This window comes from Bradyrhizobium sp. SZCCHNS3052, assembly GCF_032484495.1.
GTDB lineage: Bacteria > Pseudomonadota > Alphaproteobacteria > Rhizobiales > Xanthobacteraceae > Bradyrhizobium.
Genome location: NZ_JAUETB010000001.1, coordinates 1,628,191 through 1,650,802, shown reverse-complemented (window position 1 = coordinate 1,650,802; position 22,612 = coordinate 1,628,191). Strand labels below are relative to the sequence as shown.

At 65.3% G+C, this 22,612-nt stretch carries 24 protein-coding genes; 13 read left to right on the top strand and 11 right to left on the bottom strand.

Annotated features, from left to right (window positions below):
• Positions 1 to 194 precede the first annotated feature (194 nt).
• Positions 195 to 842: a protein-L-isoaspartate(D-aspartate) O-methyltransferase gene (locus QX073_RS07530; RefSeq protein ID WP_315712607.1), complete on the top strand. Its 648-nt coding sequence runs from the start codon at positions 195 to 197 to the stop codon at positions 840 to 842.
• Positions 843 to 949: 107 nt separating this feature from the next.
• Positions 950 to 2,404 carry a LysM peptidoglycan-binding domain-containing M23 family metallopeptidase gene (locus QX073_RS07525; RefSeq protein WP_315751012.1) on the top strand — a complete coding sequence of 485 codons (1,455 nt, stop codon included), beginning with the start codon at positions 950 to 952 and terminating at the stop codon, positions 2,402 to 2,404.
• Between the two features lie 51 nt (positions 2,405 to 2,455).
• On the opposite strand, the gene QX073_RS07520 is transcribed toward QX073_RS07525, so the two are convergent.
• Positions 2,456 to 3,472 (bottom strand): ATP-binding protein, encoded by a 1,017-nt coding sequence (locus QX073_RS07520; protein WP_316225520.1) that lies wholly within the window; start codon positions 3,470 to 3,472, stop codon positions 2,456 to 2,458.
• 203 nt (positions 3,473 to 3,675) lie between these two features.
• Here QX073_RS07520 and yajC point away from each other — a divergent pair, with 203 nt between their 5' ends.
• The 5 genes from yajC to QX073_RS07495 all read left to right on the top strand — a co-directional run bounded on the left by yajC (position 3,676) and on the right by QX073_RS07495 (position 8,033).
• Positions 3,676 to 4,044, top strand: a complete 369-nt coding sequence (yajC, locus tag QX073_RS07515; protein ID WP_006614336.1) for a preprotein translocase subunit YajC — start codon at positions 3,676 to 3,678, stop codon at positions 4,042 to 4,044.
• Positions 4,045 to 4,132: 88 nt separating this feature from the next.
• The gene (secD, locus tag QX073_RS07510; RefSeq protein WP_315711724.1) at positions 4,133 to 5,734 is read left to right on the top strand and encodes a protein translocase subunit SecD; all 1,602 of its coding nucleotides are present in this window, start codon (positions 4,133 to 4,135) and stop codon (positions 5,732 to 5,734) included.
• A gap of 8 nt (positions 5,735 to 5,742) precedes the next feature.
• Positions 5,743 to 6,756, top strand: a complete 1,014-nt coding sequence (gene secF / locus QX073_RS07505) for a protein translocase subunit SecF (protein ID WP_316170173.1) — start codon at positions 5,743 to 5,745, stop codon at positions 6,754 to 6,756.
• 42 nt (positions 6,757 to 6,798) lie between these two features.
• Positions 6,799 to 7,176 (top strand): Mth938-like domain-containing protein, encoded by a 378-nt coding sequence (locus QX073_RS07500; RefSeq protein ID WP_315711727.1) that lies wholly within the window; start codon positions 6,799 to 6,801, stop codon positions 7,174 to 7,176.
• Positions 7,173 to 8,033, top strand: coding sequence for a phytoene/squalene synthase family protein (locus QX073_RS07495; RefSeq protein WP_316225519.1), 861 nt, complete (start codon positions 7,173 to 7,175; stop codon positions 8,031 to 8,033). The genes QX073_RS07500 and QX073_RS07495 overlap by 4 nt, the downstream gene beginning before the upstream one ends.
• A 12-nt stretch (positions 8,034 to 8,045) precedes the next feature.
• Here the strand turns inward: QX073_RS07495 and QX073_RS07490 are convergent, their stop codons facing one another.
• The 5 genes from QX073_RS07490 to QX073_RS07470 all read right to left on the bottom strand — a co-directional run bounded on the left by QX073_RS07490 (position 8,046) and on the right by QX073_RS07470 (position 12,788).
• Positions 8,046 to 8,738, bottom strand: a complete 693-nt coding sequence (locus QX073_RS07490) for a TauD/TfdA family dioxygenase (RefSeq protein ID WP_315711730.1) — start codon at positions 8,736 to 8,738, stop codon at positions 8,046 to 8,048.
• 243 nt (positions 8,739 to 8,981) lie between these two features.
• The gene (locus tag QX073_RS07485) at positions 8,982 to 9,872 is read right to left on the bottom strand and encodes a TauD/TfdA family dioxygenase (RefSeq protein ID WP_316186127.1); all 891 of its coding nucleotides are present in this window, start codon (positions 9,870 to 9,872) and stop codon (positions 8,982 to 8,984) included.
• A gap of 66 nt (positions 9,873 to 9,938) precedes the next feature.
• Positions 9,939 to 11,039 carry a serine/threonine protein kinase gene (locus QX073_RS07480; protein WP_316170176.1) on the bottom strand — a complete coding sequence of 367 codons (1,101 nt, stop codon included), beginning with the start codon at positions 11,037 to 11,039 and terminating at the stop codon, positions 9,939 to 9,941.
• A gap of 7 nt (positions 11,040 to 11,046) precedes the next feature.
• Positions 11,047 to 12,480 (bottom strand): methylenetetrahydrofolate--tRNA-(uracil(54)-C(5))-methyltransferase (FADH(2)-oxidizing) TrmFO, encoded by a 1,434-nt coding sequence (trmFO, locus tag QX073_RS07475; RefSeq protein WP_316225518.1) that lies wholly within the window; start codon positions 12,478 to 12,480, stop codon positions 11,047 to 11,049.
• Positions 12,481 to 12,635: 155 nt separating this feature from the next.
• Positions 12,636 to 12,788, bottom strand: a complete 153-nt coding sequence (locus tag QX073_RS07470; RefSeq protein WP_006614327.1) for a DUF1127 domain-containing protein — start codon at positions 12,786 to 12,788, stop codon at positions 12,636 to 12,638.
• Between the two features lie 472 nt (positions 12,789 to 13,260).
• Here QX073_RS07470 and QX073_RS07465 point away from each other — a divergent pair, with 472 nt between their 5' ends.
• Positions 13,261 to 13,527 (top strand): hypothetical protein, encoded by a 267-nt coding sequence (locus tag QX073_RS07465; protein WP_315712608.1) that lies wholly within the window; start codon positions 13,261 to 13,263, stop codon positions 13,525 to 13,527.
• Between the two features lie 70 nt (positions 13,528 to 13,597).
• On the opposite strand, the gene QX073_RS07460 is transcribed toward QX073_RS07465, so the two are convergent.
• Entirely contained in the window at positions 13,598 to 14,419 is an 822-nt protein-coding gene (locus tag QX073_RS07460) for a lytic murein transglycosylase (protein WP_315711736.1), read from the bottom strand.
• 190 nt (positions 14,420 to 14,609) lie between these two features.
• A complete protein-coding gene (locus QX073_RS07455) occupies positions 14,610 to 15,521 on the bottom strand; it encodes a DUF2189 domain-containing protein (protein ID WP_315711738.1) in 912 nt (303 codons plus the stop codon).
• Positions 15,522 to 15,923: 402 nt separating this feature from the next.
• Here QX073_RS07455 and QX073_RS07450 point away from each other — a divergent pair, with 402 nt between their 5' ends.
• The gene (locus QX073_RS07450) at positions 15,924 to 16,331 is read left to right on the top strand and encodes a DUF3597 domain-containing protein (protein WP_315827531.1); all 408 of its coding nucleotides are present in this window, start codon (positions 15,924 to 15,926) and stop codon (positions 16,329 to 16,331) included.
• Between the two features lie 99 nt (positions 16,332 to 16,430).
• Here QX073_RS07450 and QX073_RS07445 read toward each other — a convergent pair whose 3' ends face one another.
• From QX073_RS07445 to QX073_RS07435, 3 genes are all read right to left on the bottom strand, one after another.
• Positions 16,431 to 16,595 carry a DUF1127 domain-containing protein gene (locus QX073_RS07445; protein WP_315751025.1) on the bottom strand — a complete coding sequence of 55 codons (165 nt, stop codon included), beginning with the start codon at positions 16,593 to 16,595 and terminating at the stop codon, positions 16,431 to 16,433.
• Between the two features lie 115 nt (positions 16,596 to 16,710).
• A complete protein-coding gene (locus tag QX073_RS07440; protein WP_315711742.1) occupies positions 16,711 to 16,983 on the bottom strand; it encodes a GNAT family N-acetyltransferase in 273 nt (90 codons plus the stop codon).
• Between the two features lie 6 nt (positions 16,984 to 16,989).
• Positions 16,990 to 17,532 carry a DUF3828 domain-containing protein gene (locus tag QX073_RS07435; protein WP_315827630.1) on the bottom strand — a complete coding sequence of 181 codons (543 nt, stop codon included), beginning with the start codon at positions 17,530 to 17,532 and terminating at the stop codon, positions 16,990 to 16,992.
• Positions 17,533 to 17,787: 255 nt separating this feature from the next.
• On the opposite strand from QX073_RS07435, the gene QX073_RS07430 reads away from it, so the two are divergent.
• From QX073_RS07430 to QX073_RS07415, 4 genes are all read left to right on the top strand, one after another.
• Complete coding sequence (locus QX073_RS07430) at positions 17,788 to 19,389, top strand: acyl-CoA synthetase (RefSeq protein ID WP_316192971.1); 1,602 nt, start codon at positions 17,788 to 17,790, stop codon at positions 19,387 to 19,389.
• A 6-nt stretch (positions 19,390 to 19,395) separates the two neighbouring features.
• The gene (locus QX073_RS07425; RefSeq protein WP_316165335.1) at positions 19,396 to 20,253 is read left to right on the top strand and encodes a PCC domain-containing protein; all 858 of its coding nucleotides are present in this window, start codon (positions 19,396 to 19,398) and stop codon (positions 20,251 to 20,253) included.
• 75 nt (positions 20,254 to 20,328) lie between these two features.
• On the top strand, positions 20,329 to 21,099 hold the full coding sequence (locus QX073_RS07420; protein ID WP_315827535.1) for an AAA family ATPase: 771 nt from the start codon (positions 20,329 to 20,331) through the stop codon (positions 21,097 to 21,099).
• 762 nt (positions 21,100 to 21,861) lie between these two features.
• Complete coding sequence (locus QX073_RS07415) at positions 21,862 to 22,548, top strand: UPF0149 family protein (protein ID WP_316192969.1); 687 nt, start codon at positions 21,862 to 21,864, stop codon at positions 22,546 to 22,548.
• The last annotated feature ends 64 nt before the right edge of the window (positions 22,549 to 22,612 follow it).

The following is a 22,612-nucleotide window of genomic DNA, read 5'->3' as shown; positions in this document are numbered from 1 at the left end:
CTTTCACGGTCGTGCGGCGTGGGCACGATCGCCCATAAAGTGAACGAACCGGACCCGACTTGGTTCCTTGTGCGGAACGCGGTCCGTCGTCGGGACCATGACGGTGCATCCGGTTGCGACGGGTGTGCGGAAAATCGGTGCGCAACCCTCGCCCGGCAGGTAAATTGCGCACGAGCCCACCAACCGACATCCCGATGCCCCCAGCTGCTCCTCCCGAGAAAATGATGTTTCAGCTGACCCTGCGTCGGCGGGGGATCAGCGATCAGGCGGTGTTGCGCGCGATGGAAGAGGTGCCGCGGGAGGAGTTCGTTCTGCCGGCCGACCGCCCGGAGGCCTATCGCGACAGCGCGATGGCGATCGCCTGTGGGCAGACCATCAGCCAGCCCTTCGTCGTCGCCTACATGACCGAGCAGCTCAAGCTGCAGAAGTCCCATCGTGTACTCGAAATCGGGACGGGGTCAGGATACCAGGCCGCGATTCTGTCCAGGCTGGCCACCAACGTCCTGACGGTGGAGCGCTTCCGGACATTGGCCGACAAGGCCAGGGAACGGTTGGAGAAGCTCGGCTGCTTCAATGTCGAGGTCATGCTCGGCGATGGCTACGCGCTGCCGCCGGGGGGCGGCCAATTCGACCGCATCATCGTAACGGCGGCGATGGACGAGATTCCCCAGAGCCTGCTCGACCGGCTGGAGCCGGACGGTATCCTGATCGCGCCGGTCGGGCCGCAACACGGGGTGCAGACGCTCGTCAGGAGCACGCGGACGGGTGATCGTTTCGACCGAAAGGAGCTCGTCGACGTGCGATTTGTGCCGGCAATTCCGGGGATTGCGCGCGAACTTTAAACGTGCGGATCAGCAGGCCGCACAACGCTTTATTCGCGGCTTAAGCGCTTATTTACCGCGGCTGTGTTTACTCGAATTCGTTGTTTGTTGCGTACGAGTGAGTAACCATGCCCGCCACTGTCGAGTTGCTTCGCTCGCGCCGCCTGCCGCAAGTTGCGGCGTTGGCGCTGATGTCGTTCGGCGTCGCCGGCTGCAGCGCCGACATGTCGACGCGGCTGTCGCAGACGCAAAATCCGTTTTCAAACCCCTTTGCATCCGATTCCACCGGGTCGGTGCAGGCGCAGCCGCCCCGGCAGCACCAGCAATACAGCCAGTCCTACACGCCGGCTCCCGCGCCGGCGCCTGCCTATTCGTCCTCGGCGCTGCCGCCCCCGGCGGTCGGGGCTCCGCAATCCTATCCGACCGGTGGCGGCGCCGGAGGCATGTCGTCGGGCGGGCGCGGCGTCGCGTCCTATGCGCCACCCGCTGCGGTCCCGGTCGCGGCGCCCGCCGTCGCCGCACCCCCGGCCTATGCACAGCCCGCGCATTCCTATGCTCCGCCGGCCCAGCCGCGCCTCGAGACCACCGGCACCGTGCCGCCGCGTTCGGTCGCGGCCGCGCGTCCTGCCAGTGGCACCAAGATCATCGTCGGCACCAGCGATACGCTCGACATCCTTGCCAAGCGCTACCGCGTGACGCCGGCTGAGATCCTGGCTGCCAACGGCTACAAGGGCCCGCGCGCGTTGTCGCCAGGCCAGCAGCTGATCATTCCGCATCCTGGCGCGGTGGTGGCTGCGCCCGCGGCCCAGCCCGTTGCCGCCGCGCCAATGGTCGCGCCGAAGCCGGTGGCGGCCGTCGCACCGTCCACCGTCCATTTCGTCAACCGCGGCGAGACACTCGCCAGCATCGCCCGCCAGAATCATCTGACGGCGGCTGAGCTCGCCCGCGCCAACAATCTCGATCAGGCTTCGCCGCTCAAGCTCGGGACCAGGCTGACCGTCCCTGGCAGGGCCGTGGCGGCAGCTGCGCCGGTGGCTCCGGTCGCAACCGTTCCCCAGGCGGTTGCGACCGTGCCGGCGCCAGCGCCGACAACGCGGGTCGCGACGGCCGCCGGTCCGGTCCAGACCGCCCGCCTGGCCCAGGCCAATCCGGCGCCCGAGAAGGAGGAGGAGCCGGCACGGCCGGCCGAGACCACCAGCTCGCTGCCGACCTTCCGCTGGCCGGCGCGCGGCAAGGTGATCACCAGCTACGGCGCCAAGACCAACGGCAAGTCCAACGATGGCATCAACATCGCCGTGCCCGAGGGCACCCCGGTGAAGGCGGCCGAAGATGGCGTCGTCGCTTACGCCGGCAATGAATTGAAGGGTTATGGCAATCTGGTCCTGGTGCGGCATTCCAACGGCTATGTCACCGCATATGCCCATGCGAGTGAGCTGATGGTGAAGCGCGGTGATCCGATCAAGCGCGGCCAGGTCATTGCCAAGTCGGGTCAATCGGGAGAAGTCGGATCGCCGCAGCTCCACTTCGAGATCCGCAAGGGATCGTCTCCGGTTGACCCGCTGCAATTCCTCAACGGGGCGTGAGGTCCGGTCGTTTGACCCCACGCAATCGTGGACGACACAGGGCCGCGCAGATTACTGCGCGGCTTTTTGCGTTGTCAGCCGCACGCCGAGGCGGCCCGCCAGATCTTGCGTGAACTGCCACGCGACGCGGCCCGAGCGCGAGCCGCGCGTCGTGGCCCATTCCAGCGCCTCGCGCTCCAACTGATCCTCGGCGACTGCGACGTCGAAATGGCTGCAATAGCCTTTGACCATCGCGAGGTATTCGTCCTGGCTGCAGCGGTGGAAGCCGAGCCATAGGCCGAAACGGTCGGACAGCGAGACCTTTTCCTCGACCGCTTCGCCCGGATTGATCGCGGTGGAGCGCTCGTTCTCGATCATGTCGCGGGCCAACAGATGGCGCCGGTTGGAGGTGGCGTAGAGAATGACGTTCTCCGGGCGTCCCTCGATGCCGCCTTCGAGCACGGCTTTCAGCGATTTGTAGGACGCATCATTGCCGTCGAACGACAGGTCGTCGCAGAACACGATGAAGTGGAACGGCGCGGCACGCAGGATGTCCATCAGCGCCGGCAGGCTCTCGATGTCCTCGCGGTGAATCTCGATCAGTTTCAGCCGGTCGGCGGGCTTGCGCGTGACGTTGATGCTGGCATGGGCGGCCTTCACCAGCGATGATTTGCCCATGCCGCGCGCGCCCCACAACAAGGCGTTGTTGGCCGGCAGGCCGTTGGCGAAGCGCTCGGTGTTCTCGATCAGGATGTCGCGCATCCGGTCGATGCCCTTGAGCAGGTCGATCTCGACACGGCTGACGCGCGGCACCGTCGAGAGCCGGCCGTTCGGATGCCAGACGAAGGCGTCGGCCGCGTTCAGGTCCAGCGCGGGCGTGGCACCCGCATGGGTTGTCGCCAGATGCGCGGCAATTGCTTCCAGCGCACGGGCAATCCGGTCAGCCGTATCATCGGAGGCGGGGCCGGCGGGACGTTTTGCCGCGATCTTTGGTGGCTTTTGCGCTGCAGGCCGGGGGCCTTTGGCGAGCGGTCTGAGGGCGTTTTTGGCGGGGGCGCGGGACGAGGCTCTGGCTGGTTTTTTCGACATGCTGCAAGTTCCTGATGGGGCAGCCATATCGGGCCTCGCCGGCTGCCGCAAGCGGGGCGAAATGAAGGGGCGGGGCGCCTTGCTATTGGGACTGCTGCCGCTATATTCCGCGCGAAATTCGCAAGAGGCCGGCCCGCGCCGAGACAAGCGTGGTTCGCCGGCTATTCCCGTCTCACCGGGCGCTGCCCACGAGGATCGACCACATGCTGATCACCCCTGCCTATGCCCAGGCCGCCGGCGCTGGCGACACCAACAGCATGCTGATGTCGCTGCTGCCGTTCGCGCTGATCTTCGTGATCATGTATTTCCTGATCCTGCGGCCGCAGCAGAAGAAGGTCAAAGAGCACGCCGATCTCGTCAAGAACGTCCGCCGCGGCGACACCATCGTGACCCAGGGCGGCCTGGTCGGCAAGGTGACCAAGGTCGTCGACGACGACCAGGTCGAGTTCGAGATCGCCGACGGCGTGCGCGTGCGCCAGATGCGCCAGATGATCACGGGCGTCCGCACCAAGGGCGAGCCCGCGAAGGCAGACGCAAAGGACGACAAGAAGGACGAGAAGGCAGCGAGCTGATCGCCGACTTGGCCGGTTGAACGCCGGCCTTCGCTCTTTGTGATGTTCTGATTTTCCGGGCCGGCTACGGCCCTTACGGACAACCTCCATGTTGTATTTCACGCGGTGGAAGGCGCTGGGCATCATTCTCACGGCGCTCGTCGTGTGCCTGTGCGCGGTGCCCAACTTCTTCTCCGAAGCGACGGTCAAGACCTGGCCGGCCTGGGCGCAGCGCCGGCTGGTGCTCGGCCTCGACCTGCAGGGCGGCTCCTATCTGCTGCTCGAGGTCGACTCCAACTACATCAAGAAGGAGCGGCTCGATGCCGTGCGCGACGACGTTCGCCGTACGCTGCGCGATGCCAAGATCGGCTACACCGGATTGGTGAGCCGGGGTGATGGGGTCGAGGTCCGGATCACCAAGGAAAGCGACACGGGAACTGCGATCTCCAAGCTGCGCGATCTCTCGCAGCCGCTCGGCGGGCTGCTCGGCTCCAGCGGCCAGCGCAGCCTCGAAGTCAGCGATGCCGGCGGCGGACTGGTCCGGCTGACGATCCCGCCGGCGGCCATCACCGAACGCATCCGCCAGACCATCGAGCAGTCGATGCAGATCGTCGAGCGCCGCGTCAACGAGCTCGGCACCGTCGAGCCCGTGATCCAGCGCCAGGGCAACGATCGCATCCTGGTGCAGGTGCCGGGCTTGCAGGATCCGACGCAGCTCAAGAACCTGCTCGGGCGCACGGCCAAGATGGAATTCCGGATGGTCGATACCTCGGTGCCGGCGGATCAGGCGGTGCAGGGGCGGGTGCCGCCGGATTCCGAGGTGCTCCAGAGCGCATCGCCACCCAACCAGCCCTATGTCGTGAAGAAGCAGGTGCTTGTCTCCGGCGGTGATCTCTCCGATGCGCAGACCGGCTTCGACCAGCGCACCAACGAGCCGATCGTCACCTTCCGCTTCAACTCGGCCGGCTCGCGCAAGTTTGCGCAAGCCACCACCGAGAATGTCGGGCAGCCGTTCGCCATCGTCCTCGACAACAAGGTGATCTCGGCGCCGGTCATCCGCGAGCCGATCACTGGCGGCTCGGGCCAGATCTCCGGCAATTTCACCGTGCAGTCCGCCAACGAGCTCGCGATCCTGCTGCGCGCCGGCGCGCTGCCCGCGCCGCTGACGGTCATCGAGGAGCGCACCGTCGGTCCGGGCCTCGGTGCGGACTCGATCGCCAAGGGCGAGCTCGCCTCCTATGTCGGCTCGATCCTCGTCATCGTGTTCATGCTGCTGACCTACCGGCTGTTCGGCGTGTTCGCCAACATCGCCGTGGTGGTGAACGTCGCGATGATCTTCGGCGTGCTGTCGCTGCTCAATGCCACGCTGACCTTGCCGGGCATCGCCGGCATCGTGCTGACGGTCGGCATCGCCGTGGACTCCAACGTGCTGATCTATGAGCGCATCCGCGAGGAGCTGCGCGGCGGCCGCAATGCGATCTCGGCGATCGACGCCGGCTTCAAGCGCGCATTGGCGACCATTCTCGACTCCAACATCACCACCTTCATCGCCGCCGCCGTGCTGTTCTATATCGGCACCGGCCCCGTGCGCGGCTTCGCCGTGACCTTGGGCATCGGCATCCTCACCACGGTCTTCACCGCCTTCACGCTCACCCGTCTGATCGTCGCGGGGTGGGTGCGGTGGAAGCGGCCGCAAAGCGTGCCAATCTAGGAGCTACTGTGACACACTGGGTTCTCATCGGGCTTGGCATCCTGATCGCGGTGCTGACGGTGGTCAGCGCGCTCGGCCTGCTGCCGTCGCTGCGCATCGTTCCCGACGACACGCATTTCGATTTCACGCAGTTCCGCCGCATCAGCTTTCCGATTTCTGCGGCGCTGTCGATCCTCGCCATCGTGCTGTTCTTCACCCATGGCTTGAACCTCGGCATCGATTTCCGCGGCGGCACTTTGCTCGAGGTGCGGGCCAAGTCCGGCACCGCCGACATTGCGGGGATGCGCGCGACGCTGGCGACCCTCGGTCTGGGCGAGGTGCAGCTGCAGCAGTTCGGCACTGCGGCCGATGCATCGGTTCTGATCCGAATTGCCGAACAGCCGGGCGGCGACGCCGCGCAGCAGGAGGCCGCGAACAAGGTGAAGGCGGCGATCGGCGATTCCGTAGAGTATCGCCGGGTCGAGGTGGTGGGGCCGCGCGTTTCCGGCGAGTTCCTGGCCGTCGGCATGCTCGGCCTGATGCTCGCGATCATCTCGATCCTGATCTATCTCTGGTTCCGGTTCGAATGGCAGTTCGCGCTCGGTGCCATGATCGCCAACGTCCACGACATCGTGTTGACGATCGGCTTCATGTCGATCAGCCAGGTCGATTTCGACCTCACCAGCATCGCGGCGCTGCTGACCATTCTCGGCTATTCGCTCAACGACACCGTCGTCATCTACGACCGTATCCGCGAGATGCTGCGGCGCTACAAGAAGATGCCGATGCCGCAGCTGCTCAACGAATCGATCAACTCGACCTTGTCGCGCTCGATCATCACGCACGTCACGGTGACCCTGGCGCTGCTGGCATTGCTCTTGTTCGGCGGCCCGGCGATCCACAGCTTCACCGCGGTGATGATGTTCGGCGTGGTGCTGGTCGGCACCTACACCTCGATCTTCATCGCCGCGCCGATCCTGATCTATCTCGGCGTCGGAACCGTTCGGGGTGATCAGATCGACGAGCCGAAAAAGAAGCCCTGATCAGCCGTTGGACCCGGATCGGGGTTGAGATGTTGGTCTCGCATGGCAACTGACGCCCCGCATTTCCCGCGGTCCGCGCCGATCGACGGTTATGGCAAAGGCGGCTTCGCCTTTGCCGGCATGTCGCATCGCGGCTCGCTGCTGTGCCTGCCCGACTCGATCTGGGCCTGGGACGTCATCCAGCCCGATCAGATCGACCGCTATTCGTTGCAGCGCGTTTTTGATGCGGCGAACAGGATCGACACGCTCATCATCGGCACCGGAAACGAAGTCTGGATTGCGCCGGCACCGCTGCGCGCGGCCCTGCGTGGCGTGAACGTCGTGCTCGATGCGATGCAGACCGGCCCCGCGATTCGCACCTACAACGTCATGATCGGCGAGCGGCGCCGGGTTGCGGCAGCGCTCATCGCCGTCCCATGAGCGAGACGACCGCCAACAGCGACGCCGCGTTCTGTGCAGGCCTTGTCCGCGAGCACGATTTCGACCGCTACGCCTCGACGCTGTTCATGTCGCCCGAGCCCCGGCGTGCGCTGTTGTCGCTGTACGCATTCAACGTCGAAGTCAGCCGCATTCGAGATCTCGTGTCGCAGCCGCTGCCGGGCGAAGTCCGCCTGCAGTGGTGGCACGACACGCTGACGGGTCACGAACATGGCGGCGCGGAGGGAAATCCCGTTGCGGCCGAATTGCTGCTCACCGTGCAGCGCTTCGCGCTTCCGGTCGAGCGGCTGACGCGCCTGGTCGATGAGCATCAGTTCGATCTCTACAACGATCCGATGCCGACGATGGCGGCGCTAGACGGCTATCTCGGCGACACGCGTGGCGCGCTGTTCGCGCTGGCCGCGCAGATCATTGCGCCGCCGTTTGCGGACGCCGATCATCTCGCGCACCATGCCGGCATCGCGCAAGGGTTGCTCCAGGTGATCGCGGCGCTGCCGCGCGATGCGGCCCACCGGCAGCTCTATGTCCCGCTCGATCTTCTCGCGCGGCATGGCGTCGGCCAGGAGGAGATGTTCTCCGGCAAGGCGTCGCCGGCGATCCAGGAGGTGATCATGGACCTGCGCGGGCAGGCCCGGCAGCATCTCGATCACACCCTCGAGCTGGCGCGTCAGGCGCCACCGGCCGTGCGGCCGGTTCTGCTGCCGCTCGCGCTGGTCCGGCGCGACCTCGCGCGGGCCGGACCCCGCGACGATCCGTTTCAGCCGCGCTCCCGCTCGCGCCTCGCGACGCTGTGGACGCTGTGGCGGGCTGCGGGGACGACGAGTTTTCGCGCGCGCTGACCCGTCGCGGGCTCAGGCCGAGGGCATCGTGCTCCAGAGCGGCGGGCTGTGCAGGAGTCTCGGCATGTCCGGCGGCTCGTGCCGGTGGATCGTGCAGCGGGTGTCCCAGACGACGAGATCACCCGGTCGGCAGGTGTGGGTCCAACTGAACTCGGGCCGTTCGGCAAGCTGCCAGAGATCGTCGAGCAGCGCGTCGGATTCGTCCTGCTCGAGGCCGACGACATAGGAATGGCGACGCTGCCCCAGCGCGAGCATCGAGCGGCCGGTATCGATATGATTGCCGACCAGCGGATGCACCGGGCCTGCGATGACGGTGCGACGGCCATCATCGGCGGTGTCGGTCGCGAGATGACGAACCTTCAGATGAGCGACGCGGCTGCGCAGCGCCGGTGAGAGCGCGTCATAAGCGGCGTAGAGGCTGCAGAATGACAGTCTGTCGCCCAGCAAGCCCCCGGGGGAGGTGTAAAATAGATCCGCGTGACCGAAGCGACGACTGAAGGCCGCGATGTCACGTTCACCAAGCCGCTGGCCGCGCACCAGCAGGACCTGATGCTTGAGCAGCGCGCGCATGAACGAGGCGAACGCCCAATCGTCGAAGGATCCGAGATCGACATTGCAGACCTCGGCACCGAGCGTCTTTCCCGTCGGGATGACCTGGATGAGGCTGCTTTCGGCGCTTCGAGCAACGTTGCTTCTGAGACTCACTTGCGTCATCTCCCAAGTTTCACCAGTGCCTGCAAATCAACCATCGTAATTTGTCGGGGGTGTTTCGGCTCGGAGGCAATTCGCGGAAGGATCGCGGCACGATCTGCCGATTGTCGGCACACTCTGCCGCTCTGAGTCGGAAGTTGGACGCTTCAAGGCGATGCGCGAGGAAATATCCAGCAACCTGCAACTCATTCGCAGGCAATCTGGCGCTTGATCGTGCTGATCCCGCGCGCAAGCGAATCAGTGTGGACGATCTGTTCCCTTGATCTGGGTCCGATGCATGATTCGCCGCGCATGATCATCGAACGGATCGCGCCGATGCATGGTGCAGCGATTGTCCCAGATGACGAGATCTCCGACCTTCCAGACATGCTCCCAGGAGAATTCCGGACGGGCAACATAGGCCCACAACGCGTCGAGCAATGCTTCCGACTCGGCGAGCTCGAGGCCGACCAGATAGGCATTGCGCCGGCGGCCGAGATAAAGCATCCGCAGGCCGGAATCGGGATGCGTGCAGACCAGCGGATGGATCGCGCCCGGCGATGTGCGCGGATCATCGGTCGGCGTTACGCCCTGTCGGACGAAGCCGCCGCTGTTGTAGGTGCCGTCGTGCTTGATCTTCAGATCTGCGACGCGGCGCTTCAGTTCAGGAGGAAGCGCGTCGTACACGGCGTACATGCTGCAGAACGACGTGTTGCCGCCGACGGGGGGAATTTCCAGCGCGTAGAGCGCGCTCGCGATCGGCGGCGTGTCGAGATACGACATGTCCGTATGCCACACCGCTTCGCCCGCGCCGAGGCTGCCGATCGCCTCGCCATTCACCTTCACGTTCGAGACGATATAGATTTCGGGTAGACCGTCGACGAAGCGGCGCCCGTTCTCCTGCACCGGCGCCCAGTCGAGATCGCCGAAGCGGCGGCTGAAGGCGATCAAGTCCTGGTCCGTCAGACCCTGGCCGCGCACCAGCAAAACGGAGTGCGTGTGAAAGGCACGGAGCAGGGAGCCGAAGCCCGCATCGTCCAGATGCTTGAGATCGACATGTCGAATCTCGGCACCGAGTTGCCGGCCGGTCGGGATGATCTCGATGTTCGACGACCGAGACGTTGTGGCCGCGCGGGTTTCGACGTTCATTGCCAATCCTCCCAAACGACATTGCAACCAAAGGATACAATGGTCGGTCCGCGAAGTCTCGTCCGCTCAGGCCGAAGGCAGGTTCAGGTCCGCCTCGAAATTGAACCGGTCGCGCAGGTTTTTGCGCGAGTCCAGGATGTCCTTGAGGAAAGCGCGATCGCTGTCGCTCGTGAGCATCGGTTCGATCAGGTCGATCTGGTTCATCGCGACCAGCTGCAACAGTTCAGTGCGTGGCCTGCCGCTGGCGTCGCGCGGCAGGGCATGCACGACCTGGATATGCTCCGGCGGCTTCGGGCCCTTGGCTGAAGCAAGCTCGTTTTGCAGCTGAGTTTCAAGCGTCGGTTGCTCTCCCTCGACGAACGCATAGAGCCCGACGCCGGTCCGGCGGTCTGCGAAGGCAACGATCGCCGCGTCGCGCACGGCCGGGTTCTTCCGGATCATGTCCATCAGCACCGGCGCATCGTTGACCAGGCGTCGTCCGCCACCCTCGCGGTCGGTGAAATTGAAGATGCCGCGCGTGATGGCGCGATACACCTTCTTGCCGGTCATCAGCCAGACGCGCGCGAACAGCGATTTGCGTGCCAGGATCTTGCGCTCCTTCGGCGTCAGCGCCTCGGGCGCGTAACTCCGCTTATGCTTGAGCAGATGACGCAGGTCCTCATAGGCCGCGATCCGGAACAGCCGGCTGCGGCTCTCGAAGCAGGCGGCCAACTGAAAATCGGTGACGTAGCAATGGCCGTCGTGACCGACGAGCCAATTCTGCTCCTTGGCGAGATCGTTGTGCGTGATTCCGGCGCGATGCAGCCGGCGCATCATCCGCTTGGCCGAGCGGAAATAGGCGGCGTTGCCGTGCGGCTTGGCCAGATGCAGCGCCACGCCATTGATGAAGCCGCGGACCAGCGCGCGATCCCCAGCCCATAGCAGATCAGGGCCGGCGTTGAGCCCCTTGGCGCGCATCAGCGCCTTGCGCTCGCGCGCGAACAAATGCCGCGCCAGCACGAACGACCACCACGGCACCTCATCGAGCCGGCGCAGCACGGCGTCGACGTCACCGGCCTCGCTCTTGAAGCGGCCGCGCTCGACGGTCGAGAACACGTCGCGCTTGAGCAGAACGCCTTCGCTCCAGCGCGCCGCCAGCACGGCGAAATCAGTCTTCGGCAAACTCATGGGGCTCTCACGCAGCGGCCGCGACGGGCAAGTGCTCGGCGATCCAGCGGTCGAGATCGGCCAGCGCGCGGGCGCTCATCGCCTGCTTCTTCGCCACCGTCTTCTCGTTGCCCTTCAGCCGCGTGCCGTCCGGCTTGCGGATCGGGGTCGTCGCCAGCGGCGGGAACAGGCCGAAATTGATGTTCATGGGCTGGAACGAGCGTGTCGCACCGTCGATCGTCTCGATGTGGCCGCCGGTGATATGGCCGAGCAGGGCACCGAGCGCCGTGGTTGGTGGTGGCGGCAGCAGATTGGCGCCGCGCACCTCGGCGGCGGCGTAGAGGCCGGCGATCAGCCCGATGCTCGCCGACTCCACATACCCCTCGCATCCCGTCATCTGGCCGGCAAAGCGCAGCCGTGGCTGGACGCGCAGGCGGAGCTGCGCATCGAGCAGCTTCGGCGAGTTGAGGAAGGTGTTGCGATGCAGGCCGCCGAGCCGCGCGAACTCCGCGTTCTCCAGCCCGGGAATGGTGCGGAAGATCTGCTGCTGCGGGCCATATTTCAGCTTCGTCTGGAAGCCGACCATGTTGTAGAGCGTGCCGAGCTTGTTGTCCTGGCGCAGCTGCACGATCGCGTAGGGCTTGACCGTCGGATTGTGCGGATTGGTCAGGCCAACCGGCTTCATCGGGCCGTGACGGAGCGTCTCGTGGCCGCGTTCGGCCATCACTTCGACCGGCAGGCAGCCGTCGAAATAGGGCGTGTTGGTCTCCCACTCCTTGAAGTCGGTCTTCTCGCCGGCGAGCAGCGCCGCGACGAAGGCGTCGTACTGCTCCTTCGTCATCGGACAGTTGATGTAGTCAGCCCCCGTGCCGCCCGGACCGACCTTGTCGTAACGCGACTGGAACCACGCCTTGGTCATGTCGATCGTGTCCTTGTGCACGATCGGCGCAATGGCGTCGAAGAAAGCAAGTGCCGTCTCGTCGGTCAGGTCCCGGATGGCCTCGGCGAGCGGCTGCGAGGTGAGGGGACCGGTGGCGACAATGACGCGATCCCACTCCGCCGGCGGCAAGCCGGTAACTTCGCCGCGGCGCAGCGCGATACGTGGATGCCCTTCGAGAGCCGCTGTGACGGCCGCCGAGAAGCCGTCGCGGTCGACGGCCAATGCGCCACCGGCCGGAACCTGATTGGCGTCGGCAGCGCGCATGATCAGCGAGCCCAGCCGGCGCATCTCGGCATGCAGCAGTCCGACGGCGTTGTTGGCCGCATCGTCGGAGCGGAAAGAGTTCGAGCACACCAGTTCGGCCGGGGTGGCGGTTCGGTGCGCCTCGGTCATGCGGTCCGGCCGCATTTCATGCAGCACCACATCGACTCCAGACTCGGCGAGCTGCCAAGCGGCTTCAGAGCCGGCGAGGCCGGCACCGACAACGTGGACGGTATTCGAAGGTGATTTGGAGCCTGTCATGCGCGGGACAGGTAGCGCTTTTCCCGAGCGCTGCAAATGCGCCAATGAGGCTCGGCGCGAGAAAGCGGGCGCATGTGTTTCGCTGCGCCAGGCCTAGATGCGGCAACGCCCGCAGCGAGGCGGGCGATGTCCGGTAGATATCGGAAGAAGGCCGATCAGCCGTTGTAGTGACCGGCGGCAACGCGCGGGATGTCCGAGCGATCGAGACCGATGTCGGCGAGTTCGCGATCGCTGAGCTGCGACAGCTCGGCAACGTTGCGCTGATACTCACGGAACGCCTGAACCATGCGGATGAGCGAGAGCAACATGAGAAATCTCCTTTAGTTCACGATTCAGTTCTTCATTGGAACCTCATCGTTGAAATGAACATAGAAGAGATTGTTGCGATGCGGAAGCGCTGATGTTGCGATGCAGCTAAACCTCCGGCGCATAGCTTGGGTAACGCTTGGGTAAGAATCGGGCAGGGGGATCAGAGGGTGCGATCTGTCGGAAACCTCCGTAATCATGCTGTTTTTCAATCGTTCGTTTGAAAAGCCCGATCGATAGACTGTCACCGCGGCTACGACGCCGTTAAGCGTTGATCATCTCGAGCCTCGACGGGGTGCATGGGTCGAGCAGAATGAATTTATATTCACTATTTGATGTTGCGACGGTGAACCGATGTCCACGATCACGCGCGGCTCGCAGTGATTTCATTTCGCGAGAATATCGAGGTGGTGCGACAGAATGTCGCGGCGTCCGGCAATGATGCCTGCGCCGTCGCACCAGCGAGGAAAAACAATGAACAGCAAACTGTTGGGGGCCGCGCTCGTCATCGCGGCGATGACCGCGTTCGGTCCGGCTCAGGCGGCGCGGATGCACGGCGCCGGCTGCAGCGGGGCCAACCTGGAGAAGACTGAGACGGCGATCGAGGCAATGGCTGATGGCGATGCCAGATACACGGCGCAGCGAGAGATCGCGGCGGCCCAGGATGCGCTGCTGAGCGGCAAGATGGGCGCCTGCAGCGTTCATCTGACGAAGGCGATGCAGGCCGGGATGATCAAGTAGCGCGTCAGTCGTTCGCATCGTTGAACCAAGGGCCGATCGCGTCACCGCGATCGGCCTTTTTCCGGGCAGGCTATGGCGCCCGCGCCAGCTGCGTCGCGAAGGTCGCGATCGTCCGCGCATAGACCTCGCTCTTGTTCCACTGCTGGATGACCGCAAAATTCGGGCCGCCGGGCTCCCAGTCCTTGCCCTTCTGCCAGCCATAGCCCTTCAAATAGTTCGCCGTGGAGGCGAGAACGTCGGGCGCGCTGCGGATCAGGTCGCGCCGGCCATTGCCGTCGAAATCGACGGCATATTTGATCCAGGACGACGGCATGAACTGGGTCTGTCCGATCTCGCCGGCCCAGGCGCCGCGCATCTCGGCCGGCTGGAGATCGCCGCGGTCGACGATCCGCAGCGCATCCAGCAACTCGCCGCGAAACTGCTCGGCGCGGCGGCAGTCATAGGCCAAGGTCGCGAGCGCACGGATGGTCGGGAACTTGCCGACATTGACGCCGAAATCGGTCTCAAGGCCCCAGATCGCGACCAGCACCTCGCCGGGCACGCCGTAGCTCTGCTCGATCCGCGACAGCACCGAGCCGTATTGCTTCAGCATGTTGGAGCCGCGGGTCAGGCGCGGCGGCACCATGCGTCCGGAGAACTCCTCGAAGGTCTGGCTGAACACCTTCTGACCGCGGTCGCGGTTCAGCACGCTTTGGTCCGGCGTCACGCCCGTCAGCGCCGCATTGATCGTGTTTTGCGAGATGCCCTTGGCCGCAGCCTCGGTCTTGAACTCGGCGAGCCAGCCGTCGAAATTGCCGTTGCCGCAAGGTACCGCGGCGTGCGCTGGCGCTGACAGGGGGGTAAGGGCAGCGAGACAGGCAAGAGCGGACACGGCGAGAACGCGAGCAATCATCGAAACACCTGGACGGCAATGGATTCAAAAAGCGTTGCTGGGCGTGCTCCATGTCGGGCGTAACCGCGGCAGCAGCAAGGCCTTTCGATCACATTGGCGTCGGATTTCGTGAGCGCCGCCACACTCTGCGGCCGCTCGACGCGACCGCCGGCCCGGAGGCCGGCGGCAGTGAAAACTCATCGCTGCGTCCTCACATCTGGTCACGCGAGCGCCATGGGAACAGGTTCGCCGGGAAATCGGCCGCGGGCTTGGAGCTGCGGGGGACCGGCGGCACGATCCGGGCGGCGTCGGGGTGGATCGCGATGGCCTCACGGTAGAGATGCCAGGTGGCGTGGCCGAGCACCGGGATCACGACGGCGAGACCGAGGAAGAACGGGATCGTGCCGGCCACCAGAAGCACTGCGACGATGAGGCCCCAGGCCGCAACCGGAACTGGGTTCTTGGCCGCCACGCGCAGCGAGGTGACGACCGCTTCGAGCGCGCCGGCGTGACGGTCGAGCATCAAGGGGAAGGACACGATGCTGAGGCACAGCGCCAGCAACGCGAACAGGAAGCCTGCGCCACAGCCGACCGCGATCAGCCACCAGCCTTGCGGCGTAGTGAAGACCCGCTGCAGGAAATCGCTCACACCGGTCGCGCCGCCATAGCCGAACACTGCGACGTAGATCGCCTGCGCGGTCGCGACCCAGGTGACGAACAGCGCGAACAGCAGCGTGCCCAGTCCGAGCATCGAGCCGAACGACGGCGACCGCAGCACCTCCAGGGCATCCCAGGCACTGGTGTCCTCGCCGCGGTCTCGGCGGCTGCTGAGCTCATAGAGACCGAGCGCGGCGAACGGGCCGAGCAGGGCGAAGCCGGCCGCCAGCGGAAACAACAGCGGCACCACCGCATAGCCGAACACTGCACGCGCCAGCACCAGGCCGAGAACGGGATAGATCGCACATAGCATCACGGCGTGACTCGGCACTGCCTTGAAGTCATCCCAGCCGAGCCGCAGCGCACGCATCAGGCTAGACATGTCGATCGTACGAATCGTCAGCTCAGCCGCGACCTCGTCTGCCGCCCGAACGTGGGAGGCAGCATTGCTGTGGTAGGTAGCCATCGTCGTGTGCTCCCTCAACTTGCGCGGGGCGCTTCCCAACCACGCAGGCGGGCTGCGCTTCTCGTTGGAACAAATTCGCGGATGGCCAGACGCGACGAACCTCGGGGCGGCCATTCGCGAACGGAAGTCATCAGGATAGTAGCAAAACAGGCTGCGCCTACTCACGCCTCGGTGAGGGCTGTGAATGTCGCAGTGCATTAGCCTGGTACGCCTACGCAGAAGCTTGAGCATGGTCCAATAAAGTCGTTCCGCCGTCATTCCGCCTTGGGTAAGCTTCACATTCGTCGCCGTGTTCGCGTTTGGCAGGCCACGGCGGTGGCGGAGCGGCTCCGACGGGCGTCTCTGCAACGGAACATCGCCGGCCGAGTTCTTCTTACGATCACCATCCATTGGGAGCCATTGATGAGCGTTTTCGGAAAGATCATGGGCGCGATTTTCGGCCATCATGCCGAGGCGGCACCGGCCGGCGGCAGCACGCCCGCCGCGGGCGGCGCCGCGCCGGCCGGCGGCGCGGCTGCGTCCCCGACGGCGGCCCCGGCTGCTGCGCCGCAAAATGTCGATGTGGCTGCGATCGTCGACAAGGCGGCGGCTGCCAAGCACGAGAAGCTGGAGTGGCGAACCTCGATCGTCGACCTGATGAAGGCGCTCGATATCGATTCGAGCCTCGCTGCGCGCAAGGAGCTCGCCAAGGAGCTCGGCTATAGCGGCGACACCAACGACTCCGCCAGCATGAACGTGTGGCTGCACAAGCAGGTGATGAGCAAGCTCGCCGCCAATGGCGGCAAACTGCCGCCGGAGATCAAGCACTGAGCGCGTGCCGCTCGCGGCAAGAACAAGAAGCGAAAGGCCCGCCATCGTGCGGGCCTTTGTCGTCTTTGGACGCGTCTGGCGTGAGGCCGCGCCAGCGCCTCAGACGTGCACGAAGCCGGCGCGTTCCCAGGCCTCCGCATGCAGCTGGTCGCGGTCGAAGCCGATGTCGCGCAGCGTGCGCTCGTCGAGCTGGTCGAGATAGGCGAGCTGCGTGCGGTAGTGAACGTAGCGCTTGAGAACGTCGAAAATGGCTGTGATGAACATCTGCCTCTCCCCATGGGTCTGGTTGCTTGCTCGGCGGGGGATTGCTGATCCATCCAGGTAGCCATTGCGTTAAGGCGCGCCGTCCAATCGTCTCGCCCGGTAATTCCACGGCCCATCAGGCCATGATGTCCCGGTTCTCCGGATGGTCTCGGAGGTAGTCGGCGACGAAGCTGCAGCCCGCGATGACCTTGCGGCCGTCGGCGCGGATCAGCGCGAGGGCACCTTCCACGAGCTGCGAACCGATGCCGCGGCCTCGCAGCGGTAGCGGGGTCTCGGTGTGGGTGATGATCACCCCCTGCGGCGTGGCCCGGTAATTGGCAAACGCGACGTGGCCGTTGATGTCGAGCTCGAAGCGGCTCCCGGCCTTGTTGTCACGGACATCAGTCATGCGCCTCTACTTTCGTTTAGGTTTCTCGGTGATCTTGAGGAACTCCGCCAGCAGTGCACGGATCGACCATGGCTTGCCATCGACCGCACCCCGGATGTCGTCGATCTTCCATTGGCCCGCTTCGCGCACGAGGTCGTAACGGATGATGTCGTCGGCCTGTTCCTTGCGCTCGGTCCGGTGGCCGCGAATACTGACCGCGACGGTTGCCTTGTCGCCGTCCTGCATTTCCGACGTCACCTTGAACGAGGCGACATCGGGATCCTGCGAATTCGTGACGGGATCGAAATCGATCGCCCCGACCTCGCCCTTGGGCGTGCGGGCGTCCATCTTCGCCCATTGGGCGGCCAGCGACTTCGACAGATATTTCGCGCGCGCTGCCTTGTCCTCGATGACGAAGGTGCCGCCATCCTCCCCCTTGCCCTTGGCGACGCGGGTGTAGATCGCAGTCATGATGCCGACAGGCTCGCTGGAAGCAGGCGCCTGCGCGTGCAGCGGAGAAGCGGCGAGCACGCCAGCGAGGCCGAGAAGCAGGAAGCGACGATCGATCATGGTTGTCCTCAAATCAGATTCGGCGCGCGGTGATATGAAGAAATGCGCGGCCGGCCACGGTTTGTCGCGCGGCATCCGCATCCGTTCGAAACACGCCACCGCATGGGTGGGATGGGGAGGCCGGCCTTGCGAGGGCGAGCAGGACCGGGATAAACAGGCCCAAAGGTATCGGGCGGCTGAGATCGCCTGAAGGATCGATCGAGGGGACGCTTCCATGGGTCTGTTCGTCAGCAGCAGCGGCGCGAGAGATTGTCGATGACACCGGCACCCCTGCGCATGTCCCGCCGGGTGATGAACCTCGCGCATATCGTCACGCAAAATGGCCGCCGGCTCGGCGACCGCGTCGGCTTCGTCTGGGGCGAGAGGTCGTGGACCTGGCGCGAAATCGACGCGATGGTCTCGGCGCTCGCGGCGGCGCTGGCCGAGCAGGGGATCGCCAAGGGCGATCGCATTCTGGTGCACTCCAAGAACTGCGAGGAGATGTTCGTCTCGATGTTCGCCGCGTTCCGGCTCGGCGCGGTCTGGGTGCCCACCAATTTCCGACTGATGCCGGACGAGGTCGCCTATCTCGCGACCGCCTCGGGCGCGAAGGCGTTTCTCTGCCACGGCGACTTTCCGGATCATGCTGCCGCAGTGACGACTGCTGACTTTACCTGGCGCATCGGTGAAGGCGGCAGCTTCGGCACGGGGGCCGTGGCCGACGCAATGAAGGCGCATGTCGGCGCACACGTCGCGAACGCGGCCGTCGAGCATGACGATCCCTGCTGGTTCTTCTTCACCTCCGGCACGACCGGTCGCTCCAAGGCGGCGGTGCTGACGCATGGCCAGATGGCGTTCGTCATCACGAACCATCTTGCAGACCTGACGCCGGGCACGACCGAGCACGACGCGTCGCTCGTCGTGGCGCCGCTGTCGCACGGCGCCGGCGTGCACCAGCTGATGCAGAGCGCGCGCGGTGCCAAGACCGTGCTGCTGCCGAGCGAGAAGTTCGACATCACCGAAGCCTTCCGCCTGATCGAGATGCATCGCATCAGCAACCTGTTCACGGTGCCGACCATCCTGAAGATGATGGTCGAGCATCCCGCCGTCGACCAATTCGATCATTCCTCGCTGCGCCATGTGATCTATGCCGGCGCGCCGATGTATCGCGAGGACCAGAAGCGCGCGCTGGCGCGGCTCGGCAAGGTCATCGTCCAGTATTTCGGCCTCGGCGAGGTCACCGGCAACATCACGGTGCTGCCGGCCGCGGCGCACGAGGAAGAGGATGGACCGGAGGCGCGGATCGGCACCTGCGGCTATGAGCGCACGGGCATGCAGGTCTCGATCCAGGACGATCAGGGGCGTGAGCTGAAGCCGGGCGAGACCGGCGAGATCTGCGTCATCGGTCCGGCCGTGTTTGCGGGCTACTACGACAATCCCGACGCCAATGCGAAGGCGTTTCGCGACGGCTGGTTCCGCACCGGCGATCTCGGCCACATGGACGCGCAGGGCTTCGTCTATATCACCGGCCGCGCGTCGGACATGTACATCTCCGGCGGCTCCAACATCTATCCGCGCGAGGTGGAGGAGAAGATCCTGACCCATCCCGACATCGGCGAGGTCGCCGTGCTCGGCGTGCCTGATCCCGTCTGGGGCGAGGTCGGCGTCGCCGTCTGCGTGGCGCGCGAAGGTGCGGCCGCGCCGAGCGAGAGCGCGATCGCCGGCTATCTCGCCACCAAGCTGCCGCGCTACAAGATGCCGAAGCGCTTTTTCTTCTGGGACGCGTTGCCCAAATCGGGCTATGGCAAGATTCCGAAGCGTCTGGTGCGCGACGAGCTCGAGGCGCGCGGCCTGCTCGATCTCACCAGGCAGGGCTGACGCGTGATGCGATCCATCACCCAGCCCGGTGCGCCCGTCGCGGATCGCATCCAGTGGGTCGAGGCCCGCGGCCGTGTGTTCACCTTCACCATGGAGCAGGGGTTGCCGCTCTTGGACGCCGCGCGCCGCGGCTTTGCGGCCAATGGCTTTGCCGGCGGTGTGCTCGATATCAAAGGCGGTGCGCTCGGACCGTTCGCCTATGTGATGCCGGCGCTGTCGAAGACGGCGGATCATGCCGCGTTCTACAGCGACACCTATCGTCCCGCCGGTGTGACGCGCCTGTCGACGGGGACGATGACGCTCGGCGTGCGCGACGGCGCGCCATTCTTCCATTGCCACGCGCTGTGGATGGAGGAGGGGAGCCGCAACGGCGGCGGGCACATCCTGCCGGAGGAGACCATCGTCGCCGAGCCGTTCGAGGTCGACGCCTTCGGGCTCGACGGCGCGATCTTCACGGCAGAGCCGGACGTCGAGACCGGCTTCAAGCTGTTCGGGCCGGTAGCGGCCGCACCAAGCGGCGCCACGACGGACTGCCGCGCCTTCGCGCTCCGGCTGCGGCCGAACCAGGATTTCGCCGGTTGCCTGGAAGCGTTCTGCCGGGCGCAGGGGATCAGCAAAGCGCGCATTCGCGGCGGCGTCGGCTCGACCATCGGGGCGCGCTTCGAGGACGGCGTCGTCGTCGAGCCGTTCGCGACGGAGCTGACGATCACCGCCGGCGCGATCGCGCCGGGCGACGACGGCCTTGAAGCCACTGTTGACGCCGCGCTGGTCGACTACACCGGCGCGCTCGCGCGGGGGCGCCTCGTCCGCGGCGACAATCCGGTGCTGATGACGATGGAGCTGGTGCTGGAGGTCGTGGCGTAGCCCGCGTGGGCCGGTGGCCGATGCGGGCGCGATGTGCGAGATTGCCGGTGATGTTACCGAGGTTGTGAAGGCGTCATGGCGAGGAAGCAACGCGAGATCCGGCTGCCGGCCCCTTATCTGAAGCGGCTGTGGCTCGATCCGGCGAAGATCTCCGATCGCGCGGCCTATCCGTTTTGCCTGCCGTTCCTGCAGGACGCGTTCGAGCTCAGCTTCACCAACGCCATCACCATCATCGTCGGCGAGAACGGCACCGGCAAATCGACCCTGCTCGAAGGCATTGCCGCGCTCGCGGGCTACGACGAAGCTGGCGGCGGCAAGGGTTACATGCCGGTCGACCATGGGCGTGCGATCGAGCGTATGGGCGGCGCACTCGCCGCCGCGCTGCGCGCGAGTTGGTTGCCGAAGATCACGCAAGGCTGGTTCTTCCGCGCCGAGAGCTTCTTTTCGGTGGCGCGCTATCTCGATCAGGCCGCACTGGACGATCCGTTCGGCGGGCCGCCGCCCGACTTCCTGTCCCATTCGCATGGCGAGGGGTTCCTGCGCTTCTTCGAGGAACGCTGCCAGCGCCAGGGCATCTACATTTTCGACGAGCCGGAATCGGCACTGTCGCCGGCGCGCCAGATCGAGTTCCTGAAGCTGATGCGGCGCATGGATGACTCCAGCCATTGCCAGGTGCTGATGGCGACGCATTCGCCGGTCCTGATGGCCTATCCCGGCGCGACCCTGTTGCGGCTGACCAAATACGGCCTGGAGAAGGTCGCGGTGCAGGATACGGATCATTTCAAGGCGATGCGTGAGTTCTGCGCCGACCCCGACGGCTTCGTGCAGGCGGTGCTGGCGGAGTGAGGCCGGGATGATAGGCGAGCAGAGCGAAGCCTGCTCGGCCGTCATTGCGAGCGAAGCGAAGCAATCCAGGATCCCACGAGGACTCTGGATCGCTTCGTCGCTTTGCTCCTCGCGATGACGGAGAGACATGACTGCGCGTTCTCGCCGTGCCAGGTGCACCCGAGCTTTGACGTTCATTCCGCCCTCCTCAGTGAGAGGGCGCAGGGAAGGCCGGGTGCAGGCCGCACCCATGGCCCGCCTGCGAAAAAAATGCAGGCGGCAGGAACCACAGGATTGGCCGAACAACCGGCCTTCCCTGCGCGACGGTTTCTACCGGCTTATACGCGCTCTCCTCGGTGCGCCGGGCCTTCTGGCCACCGTCATCGGCGCGACGCCTTGAAGGCATCGACACCCACTTGACCTCAGCGTCGGGAGGTCAGGACCACACGATTTCGCCGTCCGCCACAAAACCCGTCGTCTGCGCAAAAGCGCCGGGCCCGTGACGTCCATCGCATCCCGCCCTCCACGCCCGTGACGACCGCGAAGCGCCCCTCTCGTGAGGACAGGACGCATGCAGGAAAACAGAAATTCCGAAATGGCGAAACAGGAATATTTTTCACGGCAGGACTGGACAAGGGTGATGCCGCTGATCCCGTGCGCAAATTTAGGTTTTGCGCGCATGGCCGTTTTGGTGTCAAAACGGCCGCGTCGTGGCTCGGCCATGTGCGCGCCGTGCCCGTCGGGCGACTCGGAACGTGACAGGAGCGAAGGAAGAGGGGCTGCATGCCGGAGCAGATCGGTCGCCACGACAAGCTCGAACAGGCGCTCCTGGCCCTGGATGATCGCGCCATGGTGCTGGAGGAGCTCGACGGCTTCATCGCCGGCCTGCTCGTGCTCCCTGAGCCGATTCCGCCGGGCGAATGGTTCGCGGCGGCCTTCGGGCTCGGCAAGGGCCGTCGCTCCGTGTTCACCAGCATCGACCATGCCAACGAGGTGCTCGGGCTGGTCATGGACTATCACCGGGAGATCGCGCTGACGCTCGCGCATCATCCGGAGCAGTACCAGCCGCGCTTTCCGATCGACGGCTTCAACGGCGAGGTCGTCTGGGAGCTGTGGATCGACGGCTTCGCGGCGGCCACGAACCTGCGTCGTGACAGGTTCGATGCGTATGAGCGGGTGGGCGGCGAAGTCGCCATGGCTGCGGTCGGTCTGATGATGATGATCGGTGCAACTCTCGACGAGAACCCGGATCCCGTCGAATATCGAAATCTCAGTCGCAACGCGCCCCAGAATATCCGCGAGGCGGTGCTGACGCTGCATCAATACCGGCAGAGCGGGGCTCCGCTGCCCGCGTCCACCAGCTTCGCCCGGCAGCCCAATCCCTTCGCGTCGTTCGGCAAGGTCGGCCGCAACGACCCCTGTCCCTGCGGTTCCGGCCAGAAATACAAGCGCTGCTGCGGCGCGAATTGATCGGCCACGACACGGTCTTTTTTGTTGCAACAATCGGGAGCGGTGCAAAGATGCGCCGCCGCGC

Excerpts from the sequence above, each read along its gene's own strand:
- QX073_RS07495 (WP_316225519.1), top strand. The coding sequence starts at position 7,173 with ATGAGCGAGACGACCGCCAACAGCGACGCCGCGTTCTGTGCAGGCCTT.
- trmFO (WP_316225518.1), bottom strand. The coding sequence starts at position 12,480 with ATGACAGGCTCCAAATCACCTTCGAATACCGTCCACGTTGTCGGTGCC.
- QX073_RS07450 (WP_315827531.1), top strand. The coding sequence starts at position 15,924 with ATGAGCGTTTTCGGAAAGATCATGGGCGCGATTTTCGGCCATCATGCC.
- QX073_RS07465 (WP_315712608.1), top strand. The coding sequence starts at position 13,261 with ATGAACAGCAAACTGTTGGGGGCCGCGCTCGTCATCGCGGCGATGACC.
- QX073_RS07455 (WP_315711738.1), bottom strand. The coding sequence starts at position 15,521 with ATGGCTACCTACCACAGCAATGCTGCCTCCCACGTTCGGGCGGCAGAC.
- secD (WP_315711724.1), top strand. The coding sequence starts at position 4,133 with ATGTTGTATTTCACGCGGTGGAAGGCGCTGGGCATCATTCTCACGGCG.
- QX073_RS07460 (WP_315711736.1), bottom strand. The coding sequence starts at position 14,419 with ATGATTGCTCGCGTTCTCGCCGTGTCCGCTCTTGCCTGTCTCGCTGCC.
- QX073_RS07485 (WP_316186127.1), bottom strand. The coding sequence starts at position 9,872 with ATGAACGTCGAAACCCGCGCGGCCACAACGTCTCGGTCGTCGAACATC.
- QX073_RS07480 (WP_316170176.1), bottom strand. The coding sequence starts at position 11,039 with ATGAGTTTGCCGAAGACTGATTTCGCCGTGCTGGCGGCGCGCTGGAGC.
- QX073_RS07430 (WP_316192971.1), top strand. The coding sequence starts at position 17,788 with ATGACACCGGCACCCCTGCGCATGTCCCGCCGGGTGATGAACCTCGCG.
- QX073_RS07425 (WP_316165335.1), top strand. The coding sequence starts at position 19,396 with ATGCGATCCATCACCCAGCCCGGTGCGCCCGTCGCGGATCGCATCCAG.
- QX073_RS07525 (WP_315751012.1), top strand. The coding sequence starts at position 950 with ATGCCCGCCACTGTCGAGTTGCTTCGCTCGCGCCGCCTGCCGCAAGTT.
- QX073_RS07520 (WP_316225520.1), bottom strand. The coding sequence starts at position 3,472 with ATGTCGAAAAAACCAGCCAGAGCCTCGTCCCGCGCCCCCGCCAAAAAC.
- QX073_RS07500 (WP_315711727.1), top strand. The coding sequence starts at position 6,799 with ATGGCAACTGACGCCCCGCATTTCCCGCGGTCCGCGCCGATCGACGGT.
- QX073_RS07445 (WP_315751025.1), bottom strand. The coding sequence starts at position 16,595 with ATGTTCATCACAGCCATTTTCGACGTTCTCAAGCGCTACGTTCACTAC.
- QX073_RS07415 (WP_316192969.1), top strand. The coding sequence starts at position 21,862 with ATGCCGGAGCAGATCGGTCGCCACGACAAGCTCGAACAGGCGCTCCTG.
- QX073_RS07470 (WP_006614327.1), bottom strand. The coding sequence starts at position 12,788 with ATGTTGCTCTCGCTCATCCGCATGGTTCAGGCGTTCCGTGAGTATCAG.
- QX073_RS07440 (WP_315711742.1), bottom strand. The coding sequence starts at position 16,983 with ATGACTGATGTCCGTGACAACAAGGCCGGGAGCCGCTTCGAGCTCGAC.
- QX073_RS07420 (WP_315827535.1), top strand. The coding sequence starts at position 20,329 with ATGGCGAGGAAGCAACGCGAGATCCGGCTGCCGGCCCCTTATCTGAAG.
- QX073_RS07530 (WP_315712607.1), top strand. The coding sequence starts at position 195 with ATGCCCCCAGCTGCTCCTCCCGAGAAAATGATGTTTCAGCTGACCCTG.
- yajC (WP_006614336.1), top strand. The coding sequence starts at position 3,676 with ATGCTGATCACCCCTGCCTATGCCCAGGCCGCCGGCGCTGGCGACACC.
- QX073_RS07435 (WP_315827630.1), bottom strand. The coding sequence starts at position 17,532 with ATGATCGATCGTCGCTTCCTGCTTCTCGGCCTCGCTGGCGTGCTCGCC.